Origin of the sequence: Tsukamurella tyrosinosolvens (assembly GCF_900104775.1) — a bacterium.
Taxonomy (GTDB): Bacteria; Actinomycetota; Actinomycetes; order Mycobacteriales; family Mycobacteriaceae; genus Tsukamurella; species Tsukamurella tyrosinosolvens.
Window position 1 is genome coordinate 239,809 of record NZ_FNSA01000003.1, and the last position, 18,947, is coordinate 258,755.

Annotated in this window: 18 protein-coding genes; 6 read left to right on the forward strand and 12 right to left on the reverse strand. The window is 72.8% G+C overall.

Annotated features, from left to right (window positions below; genetic code table 11):
* The first annotated feature begins 168 nt into the window (after nucleotides 1-168).
* Both BLW32_RS02625 and pntB read left to right on the forward strand, forming a co-directional pair.
* Nucleotides 169-1,695: a Re/Si-specific NAD(P)(+) transhydrogenase subunit alpha gene (locus BLW32_RS02625; RefSeq protein WP_068524670.1), complete on the forward strand. Its 1,527-nt coding sequence runs from the start codon at nucleotides 169-171 to the stop codon at nucleotides 1,693-1,695.
* A gap of 7 nt (nucleotides 1,696-1,702) precedes the next feature.
* Entirely contained in the window at nucleotides 1,703-3,151 is a 1,449-nt protein-coding gene (gene pntB / locus BLW32_RS02630; RefSeq protein ID WP_068523399.1) for a Re/Si-specific NAD(P)(+) transhydrogenase subunit beta, read from the forward strand.
* A 57-nt stretch (nucleotides 3,152-3,208) separates the two neighbouring features.
* Here pntB and BLW32_RS02635 read toward each other — a convergent pair whose 3' ends face one another.
* The 3 genes from BLW32_RS02635 to BLW32_RS02645 form a co-directional block, all read right to left on the reverse strand.
* Entirely contained in the window at nucleotides 3,209-3,859 is a 651-nt protein-coding gene (locus tag BLW32_RS02635; RefSeq protein ID WP_068740571.1) for an NAD(P)H-binding protein, read from the reverse strand.
* An 88-nt stretch (nucleotides 3,860-3,947) separates the two neighbouring features.
* Entirely contained in the window at nucleotides 3,948-4,817 is an 870-nt protein-coding gene (locus tag BLW32_RS02640) for a DUF559 domain-containing protein (protein ID WP_068740572.1), read from the reverse strand.
* A 106-nt stretch (nucleotides 4,818-4,923) separates the two neighbouring features.
* Entirely contained in the window at nucleotides 4,924-5,535 is a 612-nt protein-coding gene (locus BLW32_RS02645; protein WP_068523402.1) for a LysE/ArgO family amino acid transporter, read from the reverse strand.
* 71 nt (nucleotides 5,536-5,606) lie between these two features.
* On the opposite strand from BLW32_RS02645, the gene BLW32_RS02650 reads away from it, so the two are divergent.
* Both BLW32_RS02650 and BLW32_RS02655 read left to right on the forward strand, forming a co-directional pair.
* Nucleotides 5,607-6,479, forward strand: coding sequence for a LysR family transcriptional regulator ArgP (locus tag BLW32_RS02650; RefSeq protein WP_068740573.1), 873 nt, complete (start codon nucleotides 5,607-5,609; stop codon nucleotides 6,477-6,479).
* A 40-nt stretch (nucleotides 6,480-6,519) separates the two neighbouring features.
* Nucleotides 6,520-8,007: a bifunctional phosphatase PAP2/diacylglycerol kinase family protein gene (locus BLW32_RS02655; protein WP_068740574.1), complete on the forward strand. Its 1,488-nt coding sequence runs from the start codon at nucleotides 6,520-6,522 to the stop codon at nucleotides 8,005-8,007.
* A gap of 10 nt (nucleotides 8,008-8,017) precedes the next feature.
* Here the strand turns inward: BLW32_RS02655 and BLW32_RS02660 are convergent, their stop codons facing one another.
* From BLW32_RS02660 to BLW32_RS02680, 5 genes are read right to left on the reverse strand one after another with little or no spacing between them, the layout of a single operon-like run.
* Nucleotides 8,018-8,845 (reverse strand): chymotrypsin family serine protease, encoded by an 828-nt coding sequence (locus BLW32_RS02660; RefSeq protein WP_068740575.1) that lies wholly within the window; start codon nucleotides 8,843-8,845, stop codon nucleotides 8,018-8,020.
* A gap of 17 nt (nucleotides 8,846-8,862) precedes the next feature.
* Nucleotides 8,863-9,720, reverse strand: coding sequence for a P1 family peptidase (locus tag BLW32_RS02665; protein WP_068740576.1), 858 nt, complete (start codon nucleotides 9,718-9,720; stop codon nucleotides 8,863-8,865).
* Nucleotides 9,721-9,764: 44 nt separating this feature from the next.
* Entirely contained in the window at nucleotides 9,765-10,151 is a 387-nt protein-coding gene (locus BLW32_RS02670; protein WP_068523407.1) for a DUF5313 family protein, read from the reverse strand.
* Nucleotides 10,148-10,606 carry a MarR family winged helix-turn-helix transcriptional regulator gene (locus BLW32_RS02675; RefSeq protein ID WP_068523408.1) on the reverse strand — a complete coding sequence of 153 codons (459 nt, stop codon included), beginning with the start codon at nucleotides 10,604-10,606 and terminating at the stop codon, nucleotides 10,148-10,150. Before BLW32_RS02675 ends, BLW32_RS02670 begins: the two co-directional genes overlap by 4 nt.
* Nucleotides 10,607-10,653: 47 nt before the next feature.
* Nucleotides 10,654-13,032, reverse strand: coding sequence for an ATP-dependent DNA ligase (locus BLW32_RS02680; RefSeq protein WP_082791259.1), 2,379 nt, complete (start codon nucleotides 13,030-13,032; stop codon nucleotides 10,654-10,656).
* Nucleotides 13,033-13,122: 90 nt separating this feature from the next.
* Here BLW32_RS02680 and ku point away from each other — a divergent pair, with 90 nt between their 5' ends.
* The gene (ku, locus tag BLW32_RS02685) at nucleotides 13,123-13,935 is read left to right on the forward strand and encodes a non-homologous end joining protein Ku (protein ID WP_068740577.1); all 813 of its coding nucleotides are present in this window, start codon (nucleotides 13,123-13,125) and stop codon (nucleotides 13,933-13,935) included.
* Here the strand turns inward: ku and BLW32_RS02690 are convergent, their stop codons facing one another.
* The 3 genes from BLW32_RS02690 to BLW32_RS02700 all read right to left on the reverse strand — a co-directional run bounded on the left by BLW32_RS02690 (nucleotide 13,936) and on the right by BLW32_RS02700 (nucleotide 17,248).
* Nucleotides 13,936-14,502, reverse strand: a complete 567-nt coding sequence (locus BLW32_RS02690; protein WP_068740578.1) for a TetR/AcrR family transcriptional regulator — start codon at nucleotides 14,500-14,502, stop codon at nucleotides 13,936-13,938.
* Between the two features lie 9 nt (nucleotides 14,503-14,511).
* Nucleotides 14,512-15,396: an SDR family oxidoreductase gene (locus BLW32_RS02695; protein ID WP_068740579.1), complete on the reverse strand. Its 885-nt coding sequence runs from the start codon at nucleotides 15,394-15,396 to the stop codon at nucleotides 14,512-14,514.
* Nucleotides 15,397-15,487: 91 nt separating this feature from the next.
* The gene (locus BLW32_RS02700; RefSeq protein WP_068740580.1) at nucleotides 15,488-17,248 is read right to left on the reverse strand and encodes a GNAT family N-acetyltransferase; all 1,761 of its coding nucleotides are present in this window, start codon (nucleotides 17,246-17,248) and stop codon (nucleotides 15,488-15,490) included.
* A 52-nt stretch (nucleotides 17,249-17,300) separates the two neighbouring features.
* Here BLW32_RS02700 and BLW32_RS02705 point away from each other — a divergent pair, with 52 nt between their 5' ends.
* On the forward strand, nucleotides 17,301-18,074 hold the full coding sequence (locus BLW32_RS02705; protein WP_068740581.1) for an alpha/beta fold hydrolase: 774 nt from the start codon (nucleotides 17,301-17,303) through the stop codon (nucleotides 18,072-18,074).
* Here BLW32_RS02705 and BLW32_RS02710 read toward each other — a convergent pair.
* Entirely contained in the window at nucleotides 17,977-18,933 is a 957-nt protein-coding gene (locus BLW32_RS02710) for a DMT family transporter (protein ID WP_068523414.1), read from the reverse strand. The genes BLW32_RS02705 and BLW32_RS02710 overlap by 98 nt on opposite strands.
* Between the last annotated feature and the right edge of the window lie 14 nt (nucleotides 18,934-18,947).

Sequence of the window (18,947 nt, forward strand, 5' to 3'; positions counted from 1 at the left end):
TCGCCTCCGTTCACACCGCGGCGGGGTCGTACACGCATGGAGTCTCCTCGGTGCCGGAACTTCCGGGCGTGCACCCGCGCGGCCCGGTAGGGACGACAGGAACGAATCAATGAACGTCGGTGGACCGACCATGACCCCGTCCGCGGGTCGGCAGTGGGAGTGCTGCGCATGATCATCGGAGCTTTGAAAGAGGCGCAGCCGGGCGAGACCCGCGTCGCCGCAACCCCCGCCACGGTGGCCCAGCTGATCAAGCTGGGCTACGAGGTGGTCGTGGACTCGGGCGCCGGTGCGGCGTCCTCGTTCGCGGACGAGGCCTACGTGGAGGCAGGCGCGTCGATCGGTGACGCTCGCGCCGCCGACATCGTGCTGGGCGTCAACGCCCCGTCGAGCGCGCAGCTCGACGGCATGCGGCCGGGCACGACCATCGCCGGTCTCCTGGCGCCCGCGCAGAACCCCGAGCTGCTCGAGGACCTCCGCGGCCGCGAGCTGACCGCGTTCGCCATGGAGTCGGTGCCGCGCATCTCGCGCGCCCAGTCGATGGACGTGCTGTCCTCGATGGCGAACATCGCCGGCTACCGCGCCGTCGTCGAGGCCGCGCACGTCTTCGGCCGGTTCTTCACCGGCCAGGTCACGGCCGCCGGCAAGGTCCCGCCGGCCAAGGTGCTCGTGGTGGGCGCCGGCGTCGCCGGACTCGCCGCGATCGGTGCCGCCGGCTCGCTCGGCGCCATCGTGCGCGCCACCGACCCCCGCCCCGAGGTGGCCGACCAGGTCGCGTCGCTCGGCGGCGAGTACCTCTCCGTGCAGAACGAGGAGGCCGAGGTCTCGGCCACCGGCTACGCCAAGGAGATGGGCGACGACTACAAGGCCCGCGAGGCGCAGCTGTACGCCGAGCAGTGCAAGGACGTCGACATCATCATCACCACGGCTCTGATCCCCGGGCGCCCCGCGCCGCGGATCATCACCGAGGAGATGGTCGCGTCGATGAAGCCCGGCAGCGTCATCGTCGACATGGCGGCGTCCAACGGCGGCAACGTCGGCGGCACCGTCAAGGACCAGGCGATCGTCACGCCCAACGGCGTCACCATCATCGGCTACACCGACCTCGCCGGGCGTCTGCCCGCGCAGGCCTCGCAGCTGTACGGCACGAACCTCGTCAACCTGCTCAAGCTGGTGACCCCCGAGAAGGACGGGCAGCTCGTGCTCGACTTCGAGGACCCGGTCCAGCGGTCGATCACCGTGACCCGCGCGGGCGAGCTGCTGTTCCCGCCGCCGCCGGTGCAGGTCTCGGCCGCGCCGAAGGCCGCGCCCGCCGCCGAGGTCGAGGCCGCGCCCGTCAAGGAGCCGATGTCGGCGTCCAAGAAGGTCTCGCTCACCCTGGTGGGCGTCGTCCTCTTCGGCCTGCTGATCAGCTTCTCGCCGAACCCGCTGCCGCAGCACTTCACCGTGCTCATGCTGGCGATCGTCATCGGCTACTACGTCATCGGCAACGTGGCGCACGCGCTGCACACGCCGCTGATGTCGGTCACCAACGCCATTTCCGGCGTCGTCGTGGTGGGCGCTCTCCTGCAGATCGCCACCAACACCACGACCGTCCTGGTGCTGTCGACGATCGCGATCCTGGTCGCGTCGATCAACATCTTCGGTGGCTTCGCGGTCACCCGCCGCATGCTCGCCATGTTCAGCAAGGGGGCATGAGTAACCCATGAGTATCACTGCAATCTCCGTTGCGGCGTACATCGTCGCCTCGCTGCTGTTCATCCTCTCGCTGGCCGGGCTGTCCAAGCACGAGACCTCCAAGAGCGGCCTGACCTACGGCATCGTCGGCATGGGCATCGCCCTGGTGGCGACCATCGCGCTGGTCATCGACAAGGTCCTCAAGCCCGAGCTGGACCTGACCTGGCTGCCCGTCCTGCTCATGGCCGGCGCCATCGTCATCGGCGCGCTCATCGGCTTCTGGCGCGCGCGCATCGTCGAGATGACCGGCATGCCCGAGCTGATCGCCCTGCTCCACTCCTTCGTGGGCCTGGCGGCCGTGCTCATCGGCTGGAACGGCGCGCTCGAGGGCTTCCACGCCGACGGCGTGAACCCGGCCGACGTCCGCGCGCTCACCAACATTCACGAGGCCGAGATCGCGATCGGCATCTTCATCGGTGCGGTCACCCTGACCGGCTCGATCGTCGCCAACCGCAAGCTCTCCGGCAAGATGAAGTCGGCGCCGCTCATGCTGCCCGGCAAGAACTACATCAACGTCGGCTCGATCGTCGTCTTCATCGTGCTCACCGCGGTCTACGTCTCGCGGGACACGCACGGCGACAACACCTCGATGATCCTGCTGGGCGTCATCACCGCGCTCGCCCTGTTCCTGGGCTGGCACCTGGTCGCGTCCATCGGCGGCGGCGACATGCCCGTCGTCATCTCGATGCTCAACAGCTACTCCGGTTGGGCCGCGGCCGCGTCGGGCTTCCTGCTGAGCAACGACCTGCTCATCGTCACCGGTGCGCTCGTCGGCTCCTCGGGTGCGTACCTGAGCTACATCATGTGCAAGGCGATGAACCGCTCGTTCATCTCCGTCATCGCGGGTGGTTTCGGCATCGAGGCCGGCCCGGCCGACGACAAGGACTACGGCGAGCACCGCGAGGTCAACGCCGAGCAGGTCGCCGAGCTCCTCACCGGCGCCAAGTCCGTGGTCATCACCCCGGGCTACGGCATGGCCGTGGCGCAGGCCCAGTACGGCGTCGCCGAGCTGACCAGCGAGCTGCGCAAGAAGGGCGTCGAGGTCCGCTTCGGCATCCACCCCGTTGCCGGCCGCCTGCCCGGGCACATGAACGTGCTCCTCGCCGAGGCGAAGGTGCCGTACGACATCGTGCTCGAGATGGACGAGATCAACGACGACTTCCCCGAGACCGACGTGGTCCTGGTGATCGGTGCCAACGACACCGTCAACCCGGCCGCGTCCGAGGACCCGAGCAGCCCCATTGCGGGCATGCCGGTGCTCACGGTGTGGGAGGCCGAGAACGTGATCGTGTTCAAGCGGTCGATGGCCGCCGGCTACGCCGGCGTGCAGAACCCGCTGTTCTTCCGTGACAACTCGGCGATGCTCTTCGGCGACGCCAAGGACCGCGTGCAGGACATCCTCTCCGCGATGCGCTGACGCGAACAGCACTCGGGCCCGGCACCGTCGAACGACGGTGCCGGGCCCGAGTCGTCTCTACGTCCAGGCCTCCTCGATGCGGACGTCGCCGTCGGTGAACGGCAGGTCCTTCCCCACGGTGTCCGGCCGGTCGAGCACCGAAGCGGCCACCAGCGCGACGTTCGCGCGCGACGTGCCGGGGTTGTCCGCGGCCCGCACGGCCACGGGATCCACCCGCCCCGTGGGCTCGTCGAGAGTGAGGCGGCCCGGCATGAGCACGGTCCAGTCCAGATCGGAGGCGCGCACCGCGACGTCGGCGGCGGCCTTCGCCTCCGCGTAGGGGAAGAAGGCGTCCGTCTCCGGGACGCCGTGGTCGGGGGCGGCGCCGAGGTACGAGACCATGACGTAGCGCTTCACCCCGGCCGCCTCCGCGGCCTGCACGGAACGGATCGCCGCGTCGCGGTCCACGGCGTAGGTGCGGTCGGGGTTCCCGCCGCCCGCGCCCGCGGAGAAGACCACCGCGTCGGCGCCCGCGAGCGCGGCCGCGATCTCCTCGCGCGACGCGTGCTCGACGTCCAGGACCAGGGGTTTCGCCCCGGTCGCGGCGACGTCCGCCGCGTGCTCCGGGTTCCGTATCCACGAGGTGACCGCGTCGCCCCGGGAGCTGAGGACGCGCGCCAGGATGAGCGCGATCTTGCCGTGTCCACCGATGATCGTGACAGCTGCCATGCATTCCAACGTACGCGCTTGCTCCTGCGGTGGATTCTTGCCGCTCAGCGGGCACTATCCACCGCACTGCTGCCGCCCGCGAGCGCGCTCACGCGGCGGCGGCGTTCACCGCGGTCAGGACATCCGTGATCACGGCCTCGCCGTCGCCGTCGAGGCGGTGCCACCCGAAGCGCAACACCCGCCACCCGGCGAGAGTCAACCGGTTCTGCTTCCCGGCGTCGTTCGCGGCGCGGTCGGCCGTGCGGTGAAAGGCCCATCCGTCGATCTCCACGGCGACCCGCTGCTCGGGGAAGGCGAAGTCGATCGCGTAGACGCCGAACGGGAACTGCGCGCACCACCCGGTGACGTGATGCGACTCGAGGAGCGACTGGAATCGACGCTCGGCTTCCGACTCCGTATCGCCGGCGACGACGTCGAGCAGGCGCCGCGCCTCAGCCATCCCATGCCGGCCGGCGTTGCGGGTCAGCGCGGCGGTGAGCCCGTCGATCGTGACGATCCCCTCCTGCAGCGCGCGGTCGAGGTGGGCGCTGTTCGTCGACGCCGCCTCCAGGGCGGTCAGCGGCGCCGTCGTCACGGTGAGACCGCGGACCACTTCCAGGTCTGCAGGGAGGAGATCGCGCCGGTGCAGTTCCAAGGAGTACGGCACGGTGGGCGACCGCTTGTTCTGGCGCGGGACTGTGACGGACACCGAGTCCGGCGGTGACTCCACGATCCCGTGCCACCACGCCGCCGCCGGCCCGTCGACCGCGCCGTCCGTGGCTCCCACGGCGGCCCGCATTCTCGCCTCCGCGGTGAAGGTGTGCGTCGCCGAGAGATACACGCCGCTGCTGAGCTGGATCCACAGTTTGTCGCGGACGCGCCTCGCTACGGCGGATGAGCTCATCCCGAGCTTCAGCGCCGCGCCACGCGTGATGACACCGTCGTGGTCCGCGAAATGCTCCGCGACCAGCCTCGCCACCGTCGATGTCCCCATATCCATTGGACGCACCGGCTCCGGCGGCGGTTCCCCGTGCCCGCGGGTGCGGTGGATATTGCCCGCTGAGCGGTGAGAATCCACCGCATACTCACCCGCCGAGGGGCATCGTCGCCAGCCGCGCGGCGAGGACGAGGAGCAGGAGCCCGATCGCGAGGTTGATCGCCCGCCACACGCCCGGCCGGCCGAGCACGCCGGACAGGCGGCGGGCGCCGAAACCGAGCAGGCAGAACCAGGCGACACTGGCGACGACGGCGCCGAGGGCGAACCACCAGCGGTCGGCGCCGTAGCGCGTGGACGCGGAGCCGAGCAACAGCACGGTGTCCAGGTAGACGTGCGGGTTCAGCCAGGTCAGCACCAACACCCCGGTCACGACAGCCGCGACCGAGGCGGCGCCGTCACCGCCCGCGACGAGCCCCTCGGAACGACGCGCCGACCACAGCGACCGCAGGCCGTAGCCCACCAGCACCACGGCGCCGGCCCACTTCACCACCTCCATGAGCAGCGGCCGGCCCGAGACCGCGGCGCCGAGCCCCGCGACGCCGGCGAGGATGAGCGCGACGTCCGAGGCGATGCACACCGCCACCACCGCGCCGAGCCCGCGGCCGCGCACGCCCACCTGCAGCACGTAGGCGTTCTGGGCGCCGATCGCCACGATCAGCGAGAGCCCGAGGCCGAGGCCGGCGAGGAGTGCGGAGGTCATGGCGTCGACGCTAGGGCCGCGCGGTCCATTAGCGCCAATACGAAAAGGCGATCACCCATTAGAATCACTTCATGCTGAGCGGGCACCACCTGGAGACCCTCGTCGCGGTGGTCGAGGAGGAGAGCTTCGGCGCGGCGGCGGCGCGCCTGCGCGTCACCCAGTCGGCGGTCAGCCAGCGGATCCGGGCGCTGGAACAGCAGGTGGGCCACGTGGTCGTCACCCGCGAGGGCCCGTGCCGCCCCACCGCGCAGGGCGAGGAGCTGCTGGGTCTCGCCCGCGGCGTCGCCTCGCTCGAGGCCGATGCGCTGGGCCGGCTCGCGGGCGGGGCGCCGTCGGCCGTGCTCGACGTGGGCGTGAACGCGGACTCCCTCGCCACCTGGTTCCGCGACGTGATCGCCGCCGTCGCCGCCCTGCCCGACGGTCCGCTGCTGCGCCTCGTCGTCGACGACGAGCACCACACCGCGGACCTGCTGCGCGCGGGCTCGGTCCTCGGGGCCATCACCACCGACCCGGAACCGGTGCAGGGCTGCGCCGTCGAGTACCTCGGCACCATGCGCTACGTGCCGGTGTGTACGCCCGGCTACGCGGAGCGATGGCGCGCCGGCGGGCGCTGGCGCTGGCGGGAGATGCCCGTCGTGCAGTTCGACCTGCGCAAGGACGAGCTGCAGACCAAGGTGCTCCACCGCCGCGGCATCCGGGAGTCGCCGCCGATGCACCGCATCCCGTCGTCCGAGGCCTTCACCTACGCCGTCCGCGCCGGCCTGGGCTGGGGCAGCCTGCCCGAGGCCGACCTCGGCGACGCCCTCGACCGCGGCGCGCTCATCCGGCTCACGGACGACACCGTCGACGTGAAGCTGTACTGGCAGTCCTGGCGGCTGCACACCCGGGCCACGGAGCGTCTCGCCGATGCGATCCACGCCGCGGCCGCCGTCCACCTGCGCTGATTCCTCGCGGACTCCCCGGAGCGCGAGTACGTTGGCGCTCATGCCGGATCACCCAGCGCCGCACCCCCTCCGCACGCTCCACGAGGGCCTCAGCGACCTCGATCGCCGGCTGTTCGACGCCGTGGCCGAATCGCCCAGCCCGCTGCTCGACCTCACCATGCGGCCGCTGTCGGCGGCCGCCGACCACTCGAAGCTGTGGATGGTGATCGCCGCGGGCCTCGGCGGCCTCGGCGGGCTGTCGTCGCGCCGGGGCGCCGTCCGCGGCGTGGCCTCGCTCGCGGTGACGAGCCTGATCGTCAACCAGGGGCTCAAGCGGATCTATCCGCGCCGCCGCCCCGTCCACGACGGGGTGCCGGTCAAGCGGGCCCGCCGCCAGCCCACGTCGACGTCCTTCCCGTCCGGACACTCCGCGGCCGCGGCGGCCTTCGCGATCGGGGTGGGGCTGGAGAACCGCACCGCCGGGTACGCCCTCGCGGGACTGGCCGGGGCGGTGGGCTTCTCCCGGGTCGCCACGGGCGCGCACTACCCCGGCGACGTGCTGGCCGGGTTCGCCGTCGGCGCGGGCGTCGCGGTCGCGGGCGCCCGGCTCGTGCCGCCCGTCGACGACAGCCGCACCATGACGCCGGAGCCCACCGTCGAACGGATCACGACGGATCCGGACGGCGCCGGCCTCGTCGTCGTGCTCAATCCCGCGTCCGGCGACGGCACCGGCACCCGCGTCGCGGAGGAGATCCGCAGCGCCCTGCCGAAGGCCGAGATCATCGAGCTGGACGAGGATTCCGACATCGAGGCCGTGGCCACCGAGGCAGCCGGCCGGGCGGAACATCTCGGCGTCGCGGGTGGCGACGGCACCGTCGCGACCCTCGCCGCGCACGCCGTCGCGGCGGGCAAGCCCCTCGCGGTCTTCCCTGCGGGCACCTTCAACCACTTCGCGAAGGACATCGGCGCCGAGACCGTCGCCGCCGTCGTGGAGTCGATCCGGGCCGGGCGACTGGCGCACGTCGACGTGGTGTGGCTCAACGACGAGAAGCTGCTGCTCAACACGGCGAGCATCGGTGCGTACCCGGAATTCGTGCGCGCCCGCACCCGCTACCAGCGGCGGCGCATCGGCCGCGTCACGGCGACGGTGCGCGCGCTGCGCCGGGTGCTCCGCCACACGGCCCCGGTGGCGGTGCGGATCGAGGGCCGGCCGGTCACCGTCTCCTTCTTCTTCCTCGGCAACTCCATGTACGGCGCACCGGGTTTCGTGCCGGGGCGGCGCACGCGGATCGACGACGGCGTGCTCGACGTGCGGTACCTCGAGGACGGGCACGGCAACGCCACGGCCCGCCTGTTCGGGTCGTGGCTCAGCGGCCGGATCCGCAACTCCAAGGTCTACCGGGAGTTGCAGGCCCCCGTCGTCACCCTCGAGGCCGACGAGCCCTTCCGCGTGGCCCACGACGGCGAGGCGGGGGAACTGCACACGCGCGCCCGGTTCCGGGTCGACTACCGCGCCCTGCGCGTCTTCGGGACCAGCCTCACGCGCTGACTCGCACGGCTCAGGAGACACCCAGCAGCGTCATCTCGTTCGCCTCGATGTCCGCGGCGATGAGCGTGCCCGTGCCGCCGCCGGTCCCGGTGCCGTCGGTGCGGGTGTGGACCGTGTTGATCACGCCGACGGCGGTGAACGACCCGTCCGGCCAGCGGGCGTAGACGGGCCCGCCCGAGTCCCCCTCGACGGCGGGGATTCCGGCCCAGGTGACGCGGGTGCCCGAGACGTCGTCGAGCACGCCGCAATGCCGGCCGGTGCGGGCGCCGACGACGCAGATCTCGGGCCGCCCCGCGCGCAGCTCCTCGGTGCTGCTGACGCCGCGGACGGGGCCGATCGACCGCGCGATCGGCGCGACGTCGGCGCCCACCACCTGGATGATCGCGATGTCCTGCCCGCGGGTGCTGCGGGTGGCCTTGATGTACTCACCGAACGGCGTGCTGCCGCCGCCGGACGTGAGGTACCGGGCGACGGGACTGCGCCCCGGCCGCGCCTTCCCCGCCAGCTCGGCGCAGTGCCCGGCGGTGAAGGCCACGACCTCACCGCCGGGGTAGCGGGCCAGGAAGCCCAACGTGCAGACGCTCGCGTAGACGCCGAACGAGTCGGCGTAGGTGGTGATCCCGGCGCCGGTCGTGGGCTTCGGCGCCGTCGCGGGCTTCAGGTCCGGCGCCACCACGTCGTAGGGCTGCACGACGGGCGTCGTCACCGCCACGGTCGACGTGCTCGGCGGCGCTTCGGGCGCGGCGACCTCGTCCCGCTGGATCACCGCGCACCCGCCGAGCAGCGCGACGGCGAGCGCGCACGCCGCGGCCCGCAGCGGGCGTCGGGCGGCGGTCATCGACTCAGCGTAGGGCGTCAGGCGCGCGAGCGGATGGCCTCGGTGACGGCGGAGATCGCCAGCGCGCGCACCACGTCGACCTTCGCGTCGACGGCACCGGTCGCGGCGGAGATGAAGGCGTCGCCGTCGAAACGCGTGTGCGGCGGGTCGATAGCGCGGGCGAGGCCGTCGTGCGCGCCCTGCGCGAGGATCAGGCACTCGACCTTGGTGAGCTTCGCGTTGGTGATCACCACGCCGATGGTGGTGTTCTGCCGATTGCCGCCGAAGGGCTCGTAGCCGCCGAAGTCGGGGGTCCCGGCCTCGCCGGTGAGGATCTCGCCGAAGGCGTTCACGGCGCACAGCGCGCCCACGACGATGTCGCCCGCGCGGACCTCGGCGTAGGCGAGGCCGGCGTCGTGCAGGTTCTCCAGTCCGCGGGCCTTGCCCGTGGTGGCGCCGGTGCCGGCGCCGATGAGGCCGTGCAGCTCGGCGTCGGCGCTCGCGGAAGCCGCTGCCGCGTAGCCGTTCTCGGCGGTCGGGCGGACCGTCGGATCGCCGACCATGAGGTCGAACAGGCCCAGGGTGGGGACGATGGGCACGCGGCCGGCGACGGTCTCGACGCCCCGGCCCTCCTCCTCGAGGCGGCGCATCACCCCGTCGGCGCTGGCGAGGCCGAAGGCGGAGCCCCCGGTGAGCACGGCGGCGTGGATCTCCTCGACGGAGCGCTCGGGGGAGAGCAGGTCGAACTCGCGGGAAGCGGGGGCGCCGCCGCGCACCTCCCCGGACCCGACGGTCCCGTCGGGGAAGGTCACGACGGTGCAGCCGGTGCGCGCGGCCGCGTCGGTGAAGTGGCCGACGCGGACGCCGGGGACGGTCACGCTCTGAACGACGGGCATGTCCCCAGGCTACGACGGTGCCGCCCGGCGCGGGTGCCGGCGGGTCAGGCGCGGGTGGGGGCGTACGCGGCCTCGTAGGCGGCGCGCGTCGCGTCGCGGCGCTCGGCCACGGCGGGGTTCTCCAGCTCGGGGTCGAGGCCGTTCTTCTCCAGCCGGCGGGCGCGATTGGGGCGCATGTAGGCGGCGTTGTAGAAGACGGCGAGCAGCGCGCCGAGCAGCACCGTGGCGCCGCGCAGCGCCAGCGGGCCGGGGAGCAGCATGAGCAGCGCGTACACCGGGAGCACCGCGAGCTGGCCGCGGATCAGGTGCCGGGCCGCCCAGGTGCGGCGGGTCAGGGTGCGGCGCACCCATTCCCGGTTCCGCTCCGGCAGCGAGCCGGTGTAGACCCAGGCGAGGTAATGCAGGGGATCGGGGCGGTGGACGGCGTTCATCGGGACTCCTTCAATGCGCCCGCGGCGAGCGCTTTGGCGTTGACGGTGGTGAGCACGCGGTGCAGGTCCTCGAGTTCGTCGAGGCTCGCGCCCAGGGCCTCGATCACGGCGGGCGGCACGGCGAGGGCCTGTTCGCGCAGGTCCCGGCCGGCCGCGGTGAGCTCGACGTCGATCCGGCGCTCGTCGTCGGCGGCGCGGCCGCGGGTGAGGAGACCCTGTGCCTCGAGCCGCTTGAGCAGCGGGCTCAGCGTGGGCGAATCCAGCTGCAGCGCCTCGGCGATCCCCTTCACCGACCGCGGCGACTCCTCCCACAGGGCCAGCATCACGAGGTACTGGGGGTGGGTGAGGCCCATGGGCGCCAGGATCGGCCGGTACACCGACAGCACCGCGCGGTTGGCGACGGCCAGCGCGAAGCACACCTGGCGTTCCAGGGAGAGCGGATCGGGATCTGTCATGCCTCGACGCTAGCAGATTAGTCGTGCACGAATCAATAGTGCACTAACTATTCCTCGGGGCCCTCCCACGGCGCCTCGTCGGCGGAGGGCAGGTCACCGGGGAGCAGGTCGCGCCGGAAGCCGCGCCAGCTCGGTTGCCGCAGGTGGCCGCCCCGGCGCAGCGACGAGTAGCGCACGTCGCCGATCACCTTGGGGAGCACCCACACGGCGTCACGGGCCTCGGGATCGTCGATCGGCGCCGTGAACGGGGAGCGGCGCATCCGCAGCGGCTCCAGCTCTTCGGCCAGCGCGGCCAGGTCGCGGTCGCTGAACCCGGAGCCCACCGACCCCAGGTAGACGAGCCCCGTCTCGGCGGGCAGGCCCACGAGCACCGAGCCGATCCCGCCCCCGCGCGAGCCCTTGCCGGGCTTCCAGCCGCCGATCGCGACCTGCAGGTCGCGCCAGTTCTTGTGCTTGAGCCATGCGCGCACCCGCTGCCCCGGCAGGTACGGCGAGTCCCGGCGCTTCGCGATGATCCCCTCCCAGCCGAGTTCCGCGCTGAGCGCCGCGGCCTCCGCTCCGGTCGCCGCGTCGACGAGCGGCGGCACGCTCACCGCCGTGTCGTGTTCGAGCAGCGGCGCAAGGCCTTCCAGCACCTGGCGGCGCACCGTCCACGGGCGCTTCGTCAGGTCGACGCCGTTGAGCGACAGCACGTCGAAGAGGTACAGCTGCACCGCGCCGGACCGGGTCTCGCCGCCCGCCATCAGGTGGAACGACGGTACGCCGTTCGGGTCGAGCACCACCGCCTCGCCGTCGAGCACCACGTCCATCCCGTCGAGATCGGCGGCGAGGGACTCGAACTCGGGGAACTCGCCGGTCACCGTGCGGCCCGAGCGGGTGCGCAGGGAGACGGTGCCGCCGCGCACCGTCGCGATCATGCGGTAGCCGTCCCACTTGCCCTCGAAGGCCCAGTCCGCGGCGGAGAGCCCGTCGATCGCGGATTCGGTGGGCAGCATGGGATCCGGCGCGAGGCCGGCGGCGGGCTTGGCGGGCGCGGACTTGTCCTTGGTGAGGTGCGCGAGCCAGTTCTTGTCGCCGGTGCGGATCAGCGCGTACCGCTTGCCCTGCAGCCGATTCCCGTGCAGCGTCACGATCACCTCGTTCGAGCGCCACTTCTCCAGCTCGTAGGTGCCGTGGTCCCAGATGGTCACGTCGCCGCCGCCGTACTCGCCCCGGGGGATGCTGCCCTCGAAGGCCGCGTAGTCCATCGGGTGGTCCTCGGTGCGGACGGCGAGGTGGTTGATGTCGGGGTCGTCGGGGAGGTTCTTCGGCACGGCCCAGGAGGCGAGCACCCCGTCGTGCTCCAGGCGGAAGTCGTAGTGCAGGCGCCGCGCGTGGTGCTCCTGGATGACGAAGATCGGATCGCCCTGCGACGGTGCGCCGCCGAAGGGCTCGGGCGTCTTCCGCGCGTCGCGCTTGGCGCGGTACTCGCCGAGGTCGACGGGCTCGGGCGGCGGCGCCGACGGTGCCTCGGCGCCGTCCGGCCGGGCGTCGGCACCGTAGAGCCCGGCGAGGAGGTCGCCGTCGGCCAGGGCGCGCGCGAGGACCTCGCCGAACTCGAGCTGGCGCAGGCCGGGGCGGGCGAGCTCGTCCCAGGTGCGCGGCGCGGCGACCCACGGATGGTCCCGTCCGCGCAGCGAGTACGGCGCGACGGTGGTCTTGGACGCGCTGTTCTGCGACCAGTCGACGAAGATGCGGCCGCCCCGCTGGACCTTCGCCATCGACGCGGTGACCAGCTCGGGCGATTCGACCTCCAGCTGCGAGGCGATGGCGTGCGCGACCGTGCGCGCGCCGTTCGCCGAGATGCCGCCGGGCAGGGGCGCGTAGACGTGCAGCCCCTTGGAGCCGCTGGTCACGGGGTAGCCCTCCATGTCCATCGCGGCGAGCAGCTCGCGGATGCGCAGGGCGAGCGCGGCGCAGTCGTCGAGGGTGACGTCGGGGCCGGGATCGAGGTCGAGCACGAGGCGGTTCGGCGGTCCGGGGACCTCCGGGCGGTCGGGGTCGGCACCGTCGGGCACGAACGCCCACTGCGGGACGTGCAGCTCCAGCGCGGCCTGCTGGCCCAGCCACACCATGCCGGCGGCGTTCTCGATGACCGGGTACTGGGACTCGCCGTCGGAGTGGAACTGGCTGCCGCGGCGGATCCACGCCGGCGCGTGGCTCGGCAGCCGCTTCTCGAAGAAGGCGGTCTTGTCCACGCCGTTGGGCCAGCGCTTGCGGGTGAGGGGCCGGTCGCGCAGGTGGGGGAGGGCGAACGGGGCGATGGCCTGGAAGTAGTCGATGACCTCGGCCTTCGTGGTACCCGTGGCGGGGTAGAGCACCTTGTCGAGGTTGGTCAGCTGCACACCGACGCCGTCGACCTCGCGGTTCTCCCGGATCTGCGCCACGGGCCCATTATCGGGCCCCGCGCCCGCAGCGGGGAGGAACGTCCCGTTCGCGCCCTCGCTAAATGACTCCTCACCAGTCACAATGGTCACATGCGCGCGATATGGACGGGTGAGCTGTCGTTCGGGCTCGTGAACGTGCCCGTGAAGGTGTACTCCGCGATCGAGAGCCACGACGCGAAGTCGCACCAGGTGGACTCGAAGGACGGGGTCCGCATCCGGTACAAGCGCGTGCGCGAGGGCACCGACGACGAGGTGGAGTTCGCGAACATCGCGAACGCCTACGAGGCCGACGGCGGCGAGACGGTGGTCGTCTCGAAGGAGGACATCAAGTCGATGCCGGTGGAGAAGCACCGGGAGATCGCGGTGACGGAGTTCGTGCCGCGCGAGGACGTCGACCCGATCATGTTCGACAAGCCCTACTTCCTGGAGCCCTCGTCGAAGTCGCCCAAGGCGTACGTGCTGCTGCGGCAGGCGCTGCAGGAGACCGACCGGCTCGCGATCTGCACGTTCACGCTGCGCAACCGCACGCGGCTGTGCGCGCTGCGCGTGGTCGGCAACGTCATGGTGCTGCAGACCCTGCTCTGGCCCGACGAGGTGCGCACGCCGGAGTTCCCGGCGCTCACCGAGGACGTGAAGATCCGCCCGCAGGAGCTCGCGATGGCCGCCTCACTCATCGACTCGATGGCGACCGACTTCGACCCCGAGCAGTACGAGGACGACTACCAGGTGCAGCTGCGCCAGCTGATCGAGGCGAAGGCCACCGGCGGCACCGCGTTCCCCGAGGCCCCCGAGGAGGAGGCCGAGGACGACGAGGTCGCCGACCTGCTCGCCGCGCTCAAGGCGTCGGTGAAGAACCGGGAGGCGCAGCCCGAGCGGCCCGCGCGCAAGCGCACCGCGAGCTGATCACCGCCCGCTCGCGACGTCCCGCAGGTCCGCGAAGGCGCGCCGGGTCACGTCCTCCAGGTCGACGGTGCCCTCCGCCGCGATCCACTCCTCGTACGCCGCGGTGAAGGCGGCGACGCCCGCGCCCGCCGCGACCCGGGCCGTCCGCGGCGCGGCGCCGCGGACGGCGAGCGCGGCCGCGAGGGCGCGCGCCAGGGAGTCCATCTTGTGCAGTTCGCGTTCGCGCAGCGCCGGCGTCGCGTCGATGACGCGCTGGCGCTCGATCGGCAGGGCGCCGCGGCCGGCGATCATCCGCGCCATCGTGCCGAACGCGGCCGCGACGACGTCGATCGGCGCGGCCTCCGGCTGCGCCTCGGCGGCCTGTGCGGCGAGCATCTCCTCGAGGAGGCCCTGGCCCCAGAACAGGACCTCCTTCTTGTCGGCGTAGTGCCGGAAGAAGGTCCGCTCGGTGAGCCCCGCGCGCTCGGCGATCTGCGCGACGGTGGTGGCCTCGTAGCCCTGCTCGGCGAACAGCGCGAACGCCGCCGCCTCGAGCCGCTCCTGTGCGTTCGGCTGCCACCGTGCCATGCGTCGAGCCTACGAAACGGCCGCGGGATCCCAGCGCGCGATGTCGTCGACGAGGCCCGCGCCGTCGGGCGCCCACCCCAGCGCGGCGCGGGTCAGCTCCGTCGACGCCGTGGTGTCCAGGGCGAGCAGCGGTGCGAGGAAACCGAACCGGGCCTCGGCGTCGCCGGGCTCGACCACCTCGGTCGGGACGCCCATGAGCCGCCCGACGGCCGCGGCGATGTCGGCCACCGCGACGGCCTCGCCGGCGGCGTGGAAGACGGATCCCGCGGTTCCGCGCTCGGCGGCCAGGCGGAACAGCCGCGCGGCGTCGCGGCGGTGCACCGCGGGCCAGCGCTGCGCCCCGTCGCCGACGTACCCGGAACGCCCGGCGTCGCCCGCGATGGCGGCCAGGCGGCCGACGAAACCGGCGGGCACGTCGTCGTGCACCGACGGTGCCAGCCGGACGACGGACGAGCGGACGTCCCGCTCCGCGAGCGCGAGCGCGGCGGCGAACCCGGCGGTCCGCGGGGACGGGGGCATCGGGTCGGTCTCCAGCGCGTCGCGGCCGCTGGTCAGCCCGAGGAGGCCGGAGGCGATGACGAGGGGCCGCCCGGATCCGGCGAGCGCGTCGCCCATCGCGTCGATGGCCGCGACCTCGACCTGCGCCGACTCGGCGAACTGCGAGAAGTCGTGGTTGAACGCGAGATGGATGACCCCGTCCGTGTCCGCGGCGGCCGCGCGGAGCACCGCGGTCTCCTCGATCGTGCCGCGGACAGGCTCGGCGCCCAGCGCGCGGACGGCGTCGGCACCGCGATCCGACCGGACGAGGCCGGTGACCTCGTGGCCGGCGCCGAGCAACTCAGTGACCACTGCGGAGCCGACGAAGCCGGACGCGCCCGTGACGAAGAATCGCATGGTGAGAACCTCCTGAACGATGTGATGTCAGTTGCTGACATCACTGACCATACGCCTGATGTCAGCAACTGTCATCACTGCCGTGTGCGGACTACAGCGTGCGCTTGAGGCCCACGTGTTCGGAGCGGTACCCGAGCCGGGTGTAGAAGGCCCGCGCCCGGTCGCGGGAGACGTCGGTGGTGAGTTGGGAGAGCACGGCGCCGTGGGTCCGGCCGTGGTGGTGCGCCCACTCGATCATCGCGGTGCCCAGGCCCTGCGACCGGTGGCCGCGGGCCACCCGGACGCCCTCGATCTGCAGCCGTGTCGACCCGCTGCGGGACAGCCCCGGGATGACGGTGAGGTGCATCGTCCCCACGATCCGGCCGGCGTCGTCCCGGATCACGGCCAGGTACTGCGAGCGGTCACGGGTCACCAGCTCGAAGGCGCTGTCGTACTCCGCGGCGTCGCCCACCTCGCGCGTCGCGCCGAGTTCGTCGTCGGCGAGCAGCGCGACGATCGCGGGCACGTCGTCGCGGCGCGCGCGCTCCACCCGGTAGGGGGTGCCGCCGATGCCGCGGAGCACTCCGCCGACCGCGGCGCGGGCCTGCAACTCGCGGACCACGCCGTCGAGCCAGGCCCCGACGTTCGCGCGCGCCTCGAGGGTGTCGGGGTAGCGGCACCGCAGGTGCAGCCCCGCCTCGTCGAGGATGAACCAGAGCATCACCCCGTCCGTGCGGATGGTCGCGCCGACGTACTGCGCGTCGAGCCGGGTCGCGTCCACGCGGACGGGCAGGCGGCGCAGGTCCAGCCACGAGATCGCGAACATGCCGGGGGCCTCCGGCATCCCGCCCCACTGCTCGAGGACGTCGGCGAGCGGCCACGAGCCGAGCCGCACCGCCTCCTTCACGGCCTCGGCGGCCGCGGCCGGTTCCGCGGACGGGGAGTCCAGCACCGAGTTGGTGATGAACCAGCCCACCGAGTCGTGCCACGTCTCGTCGTAGCGGCTGTGCACGGGGAACACGGCGCGCAGCGGCGCGCCGGCGAGGTCCAGGGTCACGCGGGTCAGGGCCGCCACCGTCGCCGACAGGGTGGACACGCCCGCCTCCCGGGCGGCCGCGGCGAACGCGGCGACCTCGTCGGTGCCGAAGACGTCGCGGACCTCCACGCGCTCGCGGTGCGCCTCGGGGGTGCCCAGCGGCAGGGGGAACAGAGGCATGACTCTGCCACTGGCGGTGATGATCTCGGCCCAGCGGCGCCGCACGTCCTCGGGTGCCGCGGGGCGGTCCGCCAGGGCCCGGGTGTGGTCGACGAACGGCGGGACGACCTCCGTCGACGGTGCCCGCCCCGCGCGGACGTCCTCGAGCGCGGCGAGCAGGTCGCGCGCGATCACGAGCATCGACCACATGTCGGTGTGCGAGTGGTCGGCGGCCACGATCACCGTCGGGCCCGCGGCCGTCTCCAGGACGCAGAGCCGGTGCGCGGGACGGCGATAGGGGGAGCAGGCGTCGTCGAGCACGTCGCGAAGGGCGTCGTTGACGGCCTGACCCGGGCCGATCGCGTGCTCCACCCAGTTCCCCGGCCGCACCGAGATCTCGTGCAGGGTGGGCCCAGCGGGTCCGGGGAGGAACGCGGTCCGCAGCGTGCCGTGCCGGGCGATCACCGCGAGCCAGGCGGCGGCGAGCTGCTCGCGCGGCACCGGGTCGGGCAGCCGGAAGGACAGCGCCATCCACGACCCCGGCCGGTCCCCGCCGCCCACGTGCCGCGCCTGATCGAAGGAGACCGGCAGCGCCGCGGCGGGCTCCGACGCCGCGACGTCGTAGCCGTACAGCCGGCCGAACGGCAGGCGCAGGTGGGCGACGTTGGTCAGGCGCATGGGCGGTACCCTAGCCCTCCAACGAACCCTCCGCGCGGCGAGAGAAGGCCGGATGACCAGCTTCGACGTCCCCGGGGCGCGGCTCGCCACCGAGTACAGCGACGAGCACGGACGCCCCGTCGTGCAGCTCCACGGCCTCACCTCCAGCCGCGCCCGGGACCGCGTGCTGGACCTGGACCTCGGACGCGGCCTCAGCGGGACGCGGCTCCTGCGCTACGACGCGCGCGGGCACGGCTCCTCGACCGGCTGCGCGGTCCCCGACGACTATCGCTGGCCGAACCTCGCCGACGACCTGCTGCGGCTCCTCGACCACTGGTTCCCCGGGGAGCGGGTGCACGGCGTCGGGCCGTCGATGGGCACCGGCACGCTGCTGCACGCCGCCGTGCGCGAGCCGGAACGGTTCAGCGGGCTGACCCTCATGGTGCCGCCGACCGCATGGGCGACGCGTGTCGCGAAGGCCGCCGAATACCGCTCCGCCGCAACGATGATCGAGGAGCGCGGGCTGGAGGCGTTCCTCGCGGCGGGGGAGGGTGCCGCGCCGCCGCCGGCCACCGTCGAACACCCTCCGACGCGGCCCGACGTCCCCGCATCGCTCCTGCCCTCGCTCTTCCGCGGCGCCGCCGCGAGCGATCTCCCCGCGCTCGGGGAGATCGCCCGCATCGACGTGCCCGTCACCGTTCTGGCCTGGATCGACGATCCGGCGCACCCGGTCTCGACGGCCGAGGAGCTCAGCAGGGCGCTCCCGCGGGCGTCGCTGTCGGTCGCTCGGACTCCGCAGGACGTGCAGGAGTGGCCGTCGGTCCTGTGCCGGGACGTCGCGGGGTGAGCCGCGAGACCGCCACGCCGACCAGACACAGGACGCCGCCCAGCAGGCCCCACGCGGTGGGCGTCTCGGCCAGGAACGCCCAGCTCAGCAGGATCGACAGGCCCGGCACCGCGTAGGACGACGAGGCGGTGACCCCGGCGGGCGTGTGCGCCAGCGCGTAGGCCCACAGCAGGAAGGCGAGCGCGGTCGGCACGAGTCCCAGGTAGATCACCCCGACGGTGCTCGACATCGGCGCCGTCGCCAACTCGGCGAAGAGCCGGGGCGCCCAGGGCAGCAGGACGATCGCGCCGACGCCCGCACCCAGCGCGGTGGCGGTCAGCGGGTCGACGGTGCGCAGCACCAGCTTCTGCGCCACCACGCTGATGCCGTAGAGCAGCGCCGCGGCGACCGCCAGCGCCACGCCGGCACCGTCGCGCCGGCCGTCGCCGGTGAAGGCGATGATCGCGGCCCCGGCGAAGCTGATCGCGATGCCCACCACCAGCAGCGGCGGGAAGCCCTCCTGCAGGAAGGCGCCGGCCAGCACCGCGACGATGATCGGTGCGATGTTCACCAGGAGCGCCGTGGTCCCGGCGTCGAGGTGCTGCTCCGCGGCGTTGACCAGCACGGTGTACAGCGCGAACCACAGCGCGCCGTAGCCGATGGTCAGCGCGAGGGTGCGGCCGCGGGGCAGCCGGACGCCGCCGTTGTACAGGGCGTTCATTCCCCAGATCATGCCGAGGACGGCGGCGCCCACCAAGAGGCGTCCCTCCGCCATGGCGATGGGGGAGACGTGCGGGCCGAGCCCGCGGATCACCACGAAGGCCGAGGCCCACGCGAACATCACGGCCACGAGTGCCAGGGCGGGGAGTCGATTCGTCATGAGCTCAACTCTGC

Excerpts from the sequence above, each read along its gene's own strand:
- BLW32_RS02695 (WP_068740579.1), bottom strand. The coding sequence starts at position 15,396 with ATGCGATTCTTCGTCACGGGCGCGTCCGGCTTCGTCGGCTCCGCAGTG.
- pntB (WP_068523399.1), top strand. The coding sequence starts at position 1,703 with ATGAGTATCACTGCAATCTCCGTTGCGGCGTACATCGTCGCCTCGCTG.
- BLW32_RS02700 (WP_068740580.1), bottom strand. The coding sequence starts at position 17,248 with ATGCGCCTGACCAACGTCGCCCACCTGCGCCTGCCGTTCGGCCGGCTG.
- BLW32_RS02655 (WP_068740574.1), top strand. The coding sequence starts at position 6,520 with ATGCCGGATCACCCAGCGCCGCACCCCCTCCGCACGCTCCACGAGGGC.
- BLW32_RS02705 (WP_068740581.1), top strand. The coding sequence starts at position 17,301 with ATGACCAGCTTCGACGTCCCCGGGGCGCGGCTCGCCACCGAGTACAGC.
- BLW32_RS02635 (WP_068740571.1), bottom strand. The coding sequence starts at position 3,859 with ATGGCAGCTGTCACGATCATCGGTGGACACGGCAAGATCGCGCTCATC.
- BLW32_RS02690 (WP_068740578.1), bottom strand. The coding sequence starts at position 14,502 with ATGGCACGGTGGCAGCCGAACGCACAGGAGCGGCTCGAGGCGGCGGCG.
- BLW32_RS02670 (WP_068523407.1), bottom strand. The coding sequence starts at position 10,151 with ATGAACGCCGTCCACCGCCCCGATCCCCTGCATTACCTCGCCTGGGTC.
- BLW32_RS02660 (WP_068740575.1), bottom strand. The coding sequence starts at position 8,845 with ATGACCGCCGCCCGACGCCCGCTGCGGGCCGCGGCGTGCGCGCTCGCC.
- BLW32_RS02665 (WP_068740576.1), bottom strand. The coding sequence starts at position 9,720 with ATGCCCGTCGTTCAGAGCGTGACCGTCCCCGGCGTCCGCGTCGGCCAC.
- BLW32_RS02650 (WP_068740573.1), top strand. The coding sequence starts at position 5,607 with ATGCTGAGCGGGCACCACCTGGAGACCCTCGTCGCGGTGGTCGAGGAG.
- BLW32_RS02645 (WP_068523402.1), bottom strand. The coding sequence starts at position 5,535 with ATGACCTCCGCACTCCTCGCCGGCCTCGGCCTCGGGCTCTCGCTGATC.
- BLW32_RS02710 (WP_068523414.1), bottom strand. The coding sequence starts at position 18,933 with ATGACGAATCGACTCCCCGCCCTGGCACTCGTGGCCGTGATGTTCGCG.
- BLW32_RS02675 (WP_068523408.1), bottom strand. The coding sequence starts at position 10,606 with ATGACAGATCCCGATCCGCTCTCCCTGGAACGCCAGGTGTGCTTCGCG.
- ku (WP_068740577.1), top strand. The coding sequence starts at position 13,123 with ATGCGCGCGATATGGACGGGTGAGCTGTCGTTCGGGCTCGTGAACGTG.
- BLW32_RS02625 (WP_068524670.1), top strand. The coding sequence starts at position 169 with ATGATCATCGGAGCTTTGAAAGAGGCGCAGCCGGGCGAGACCCGCGTC.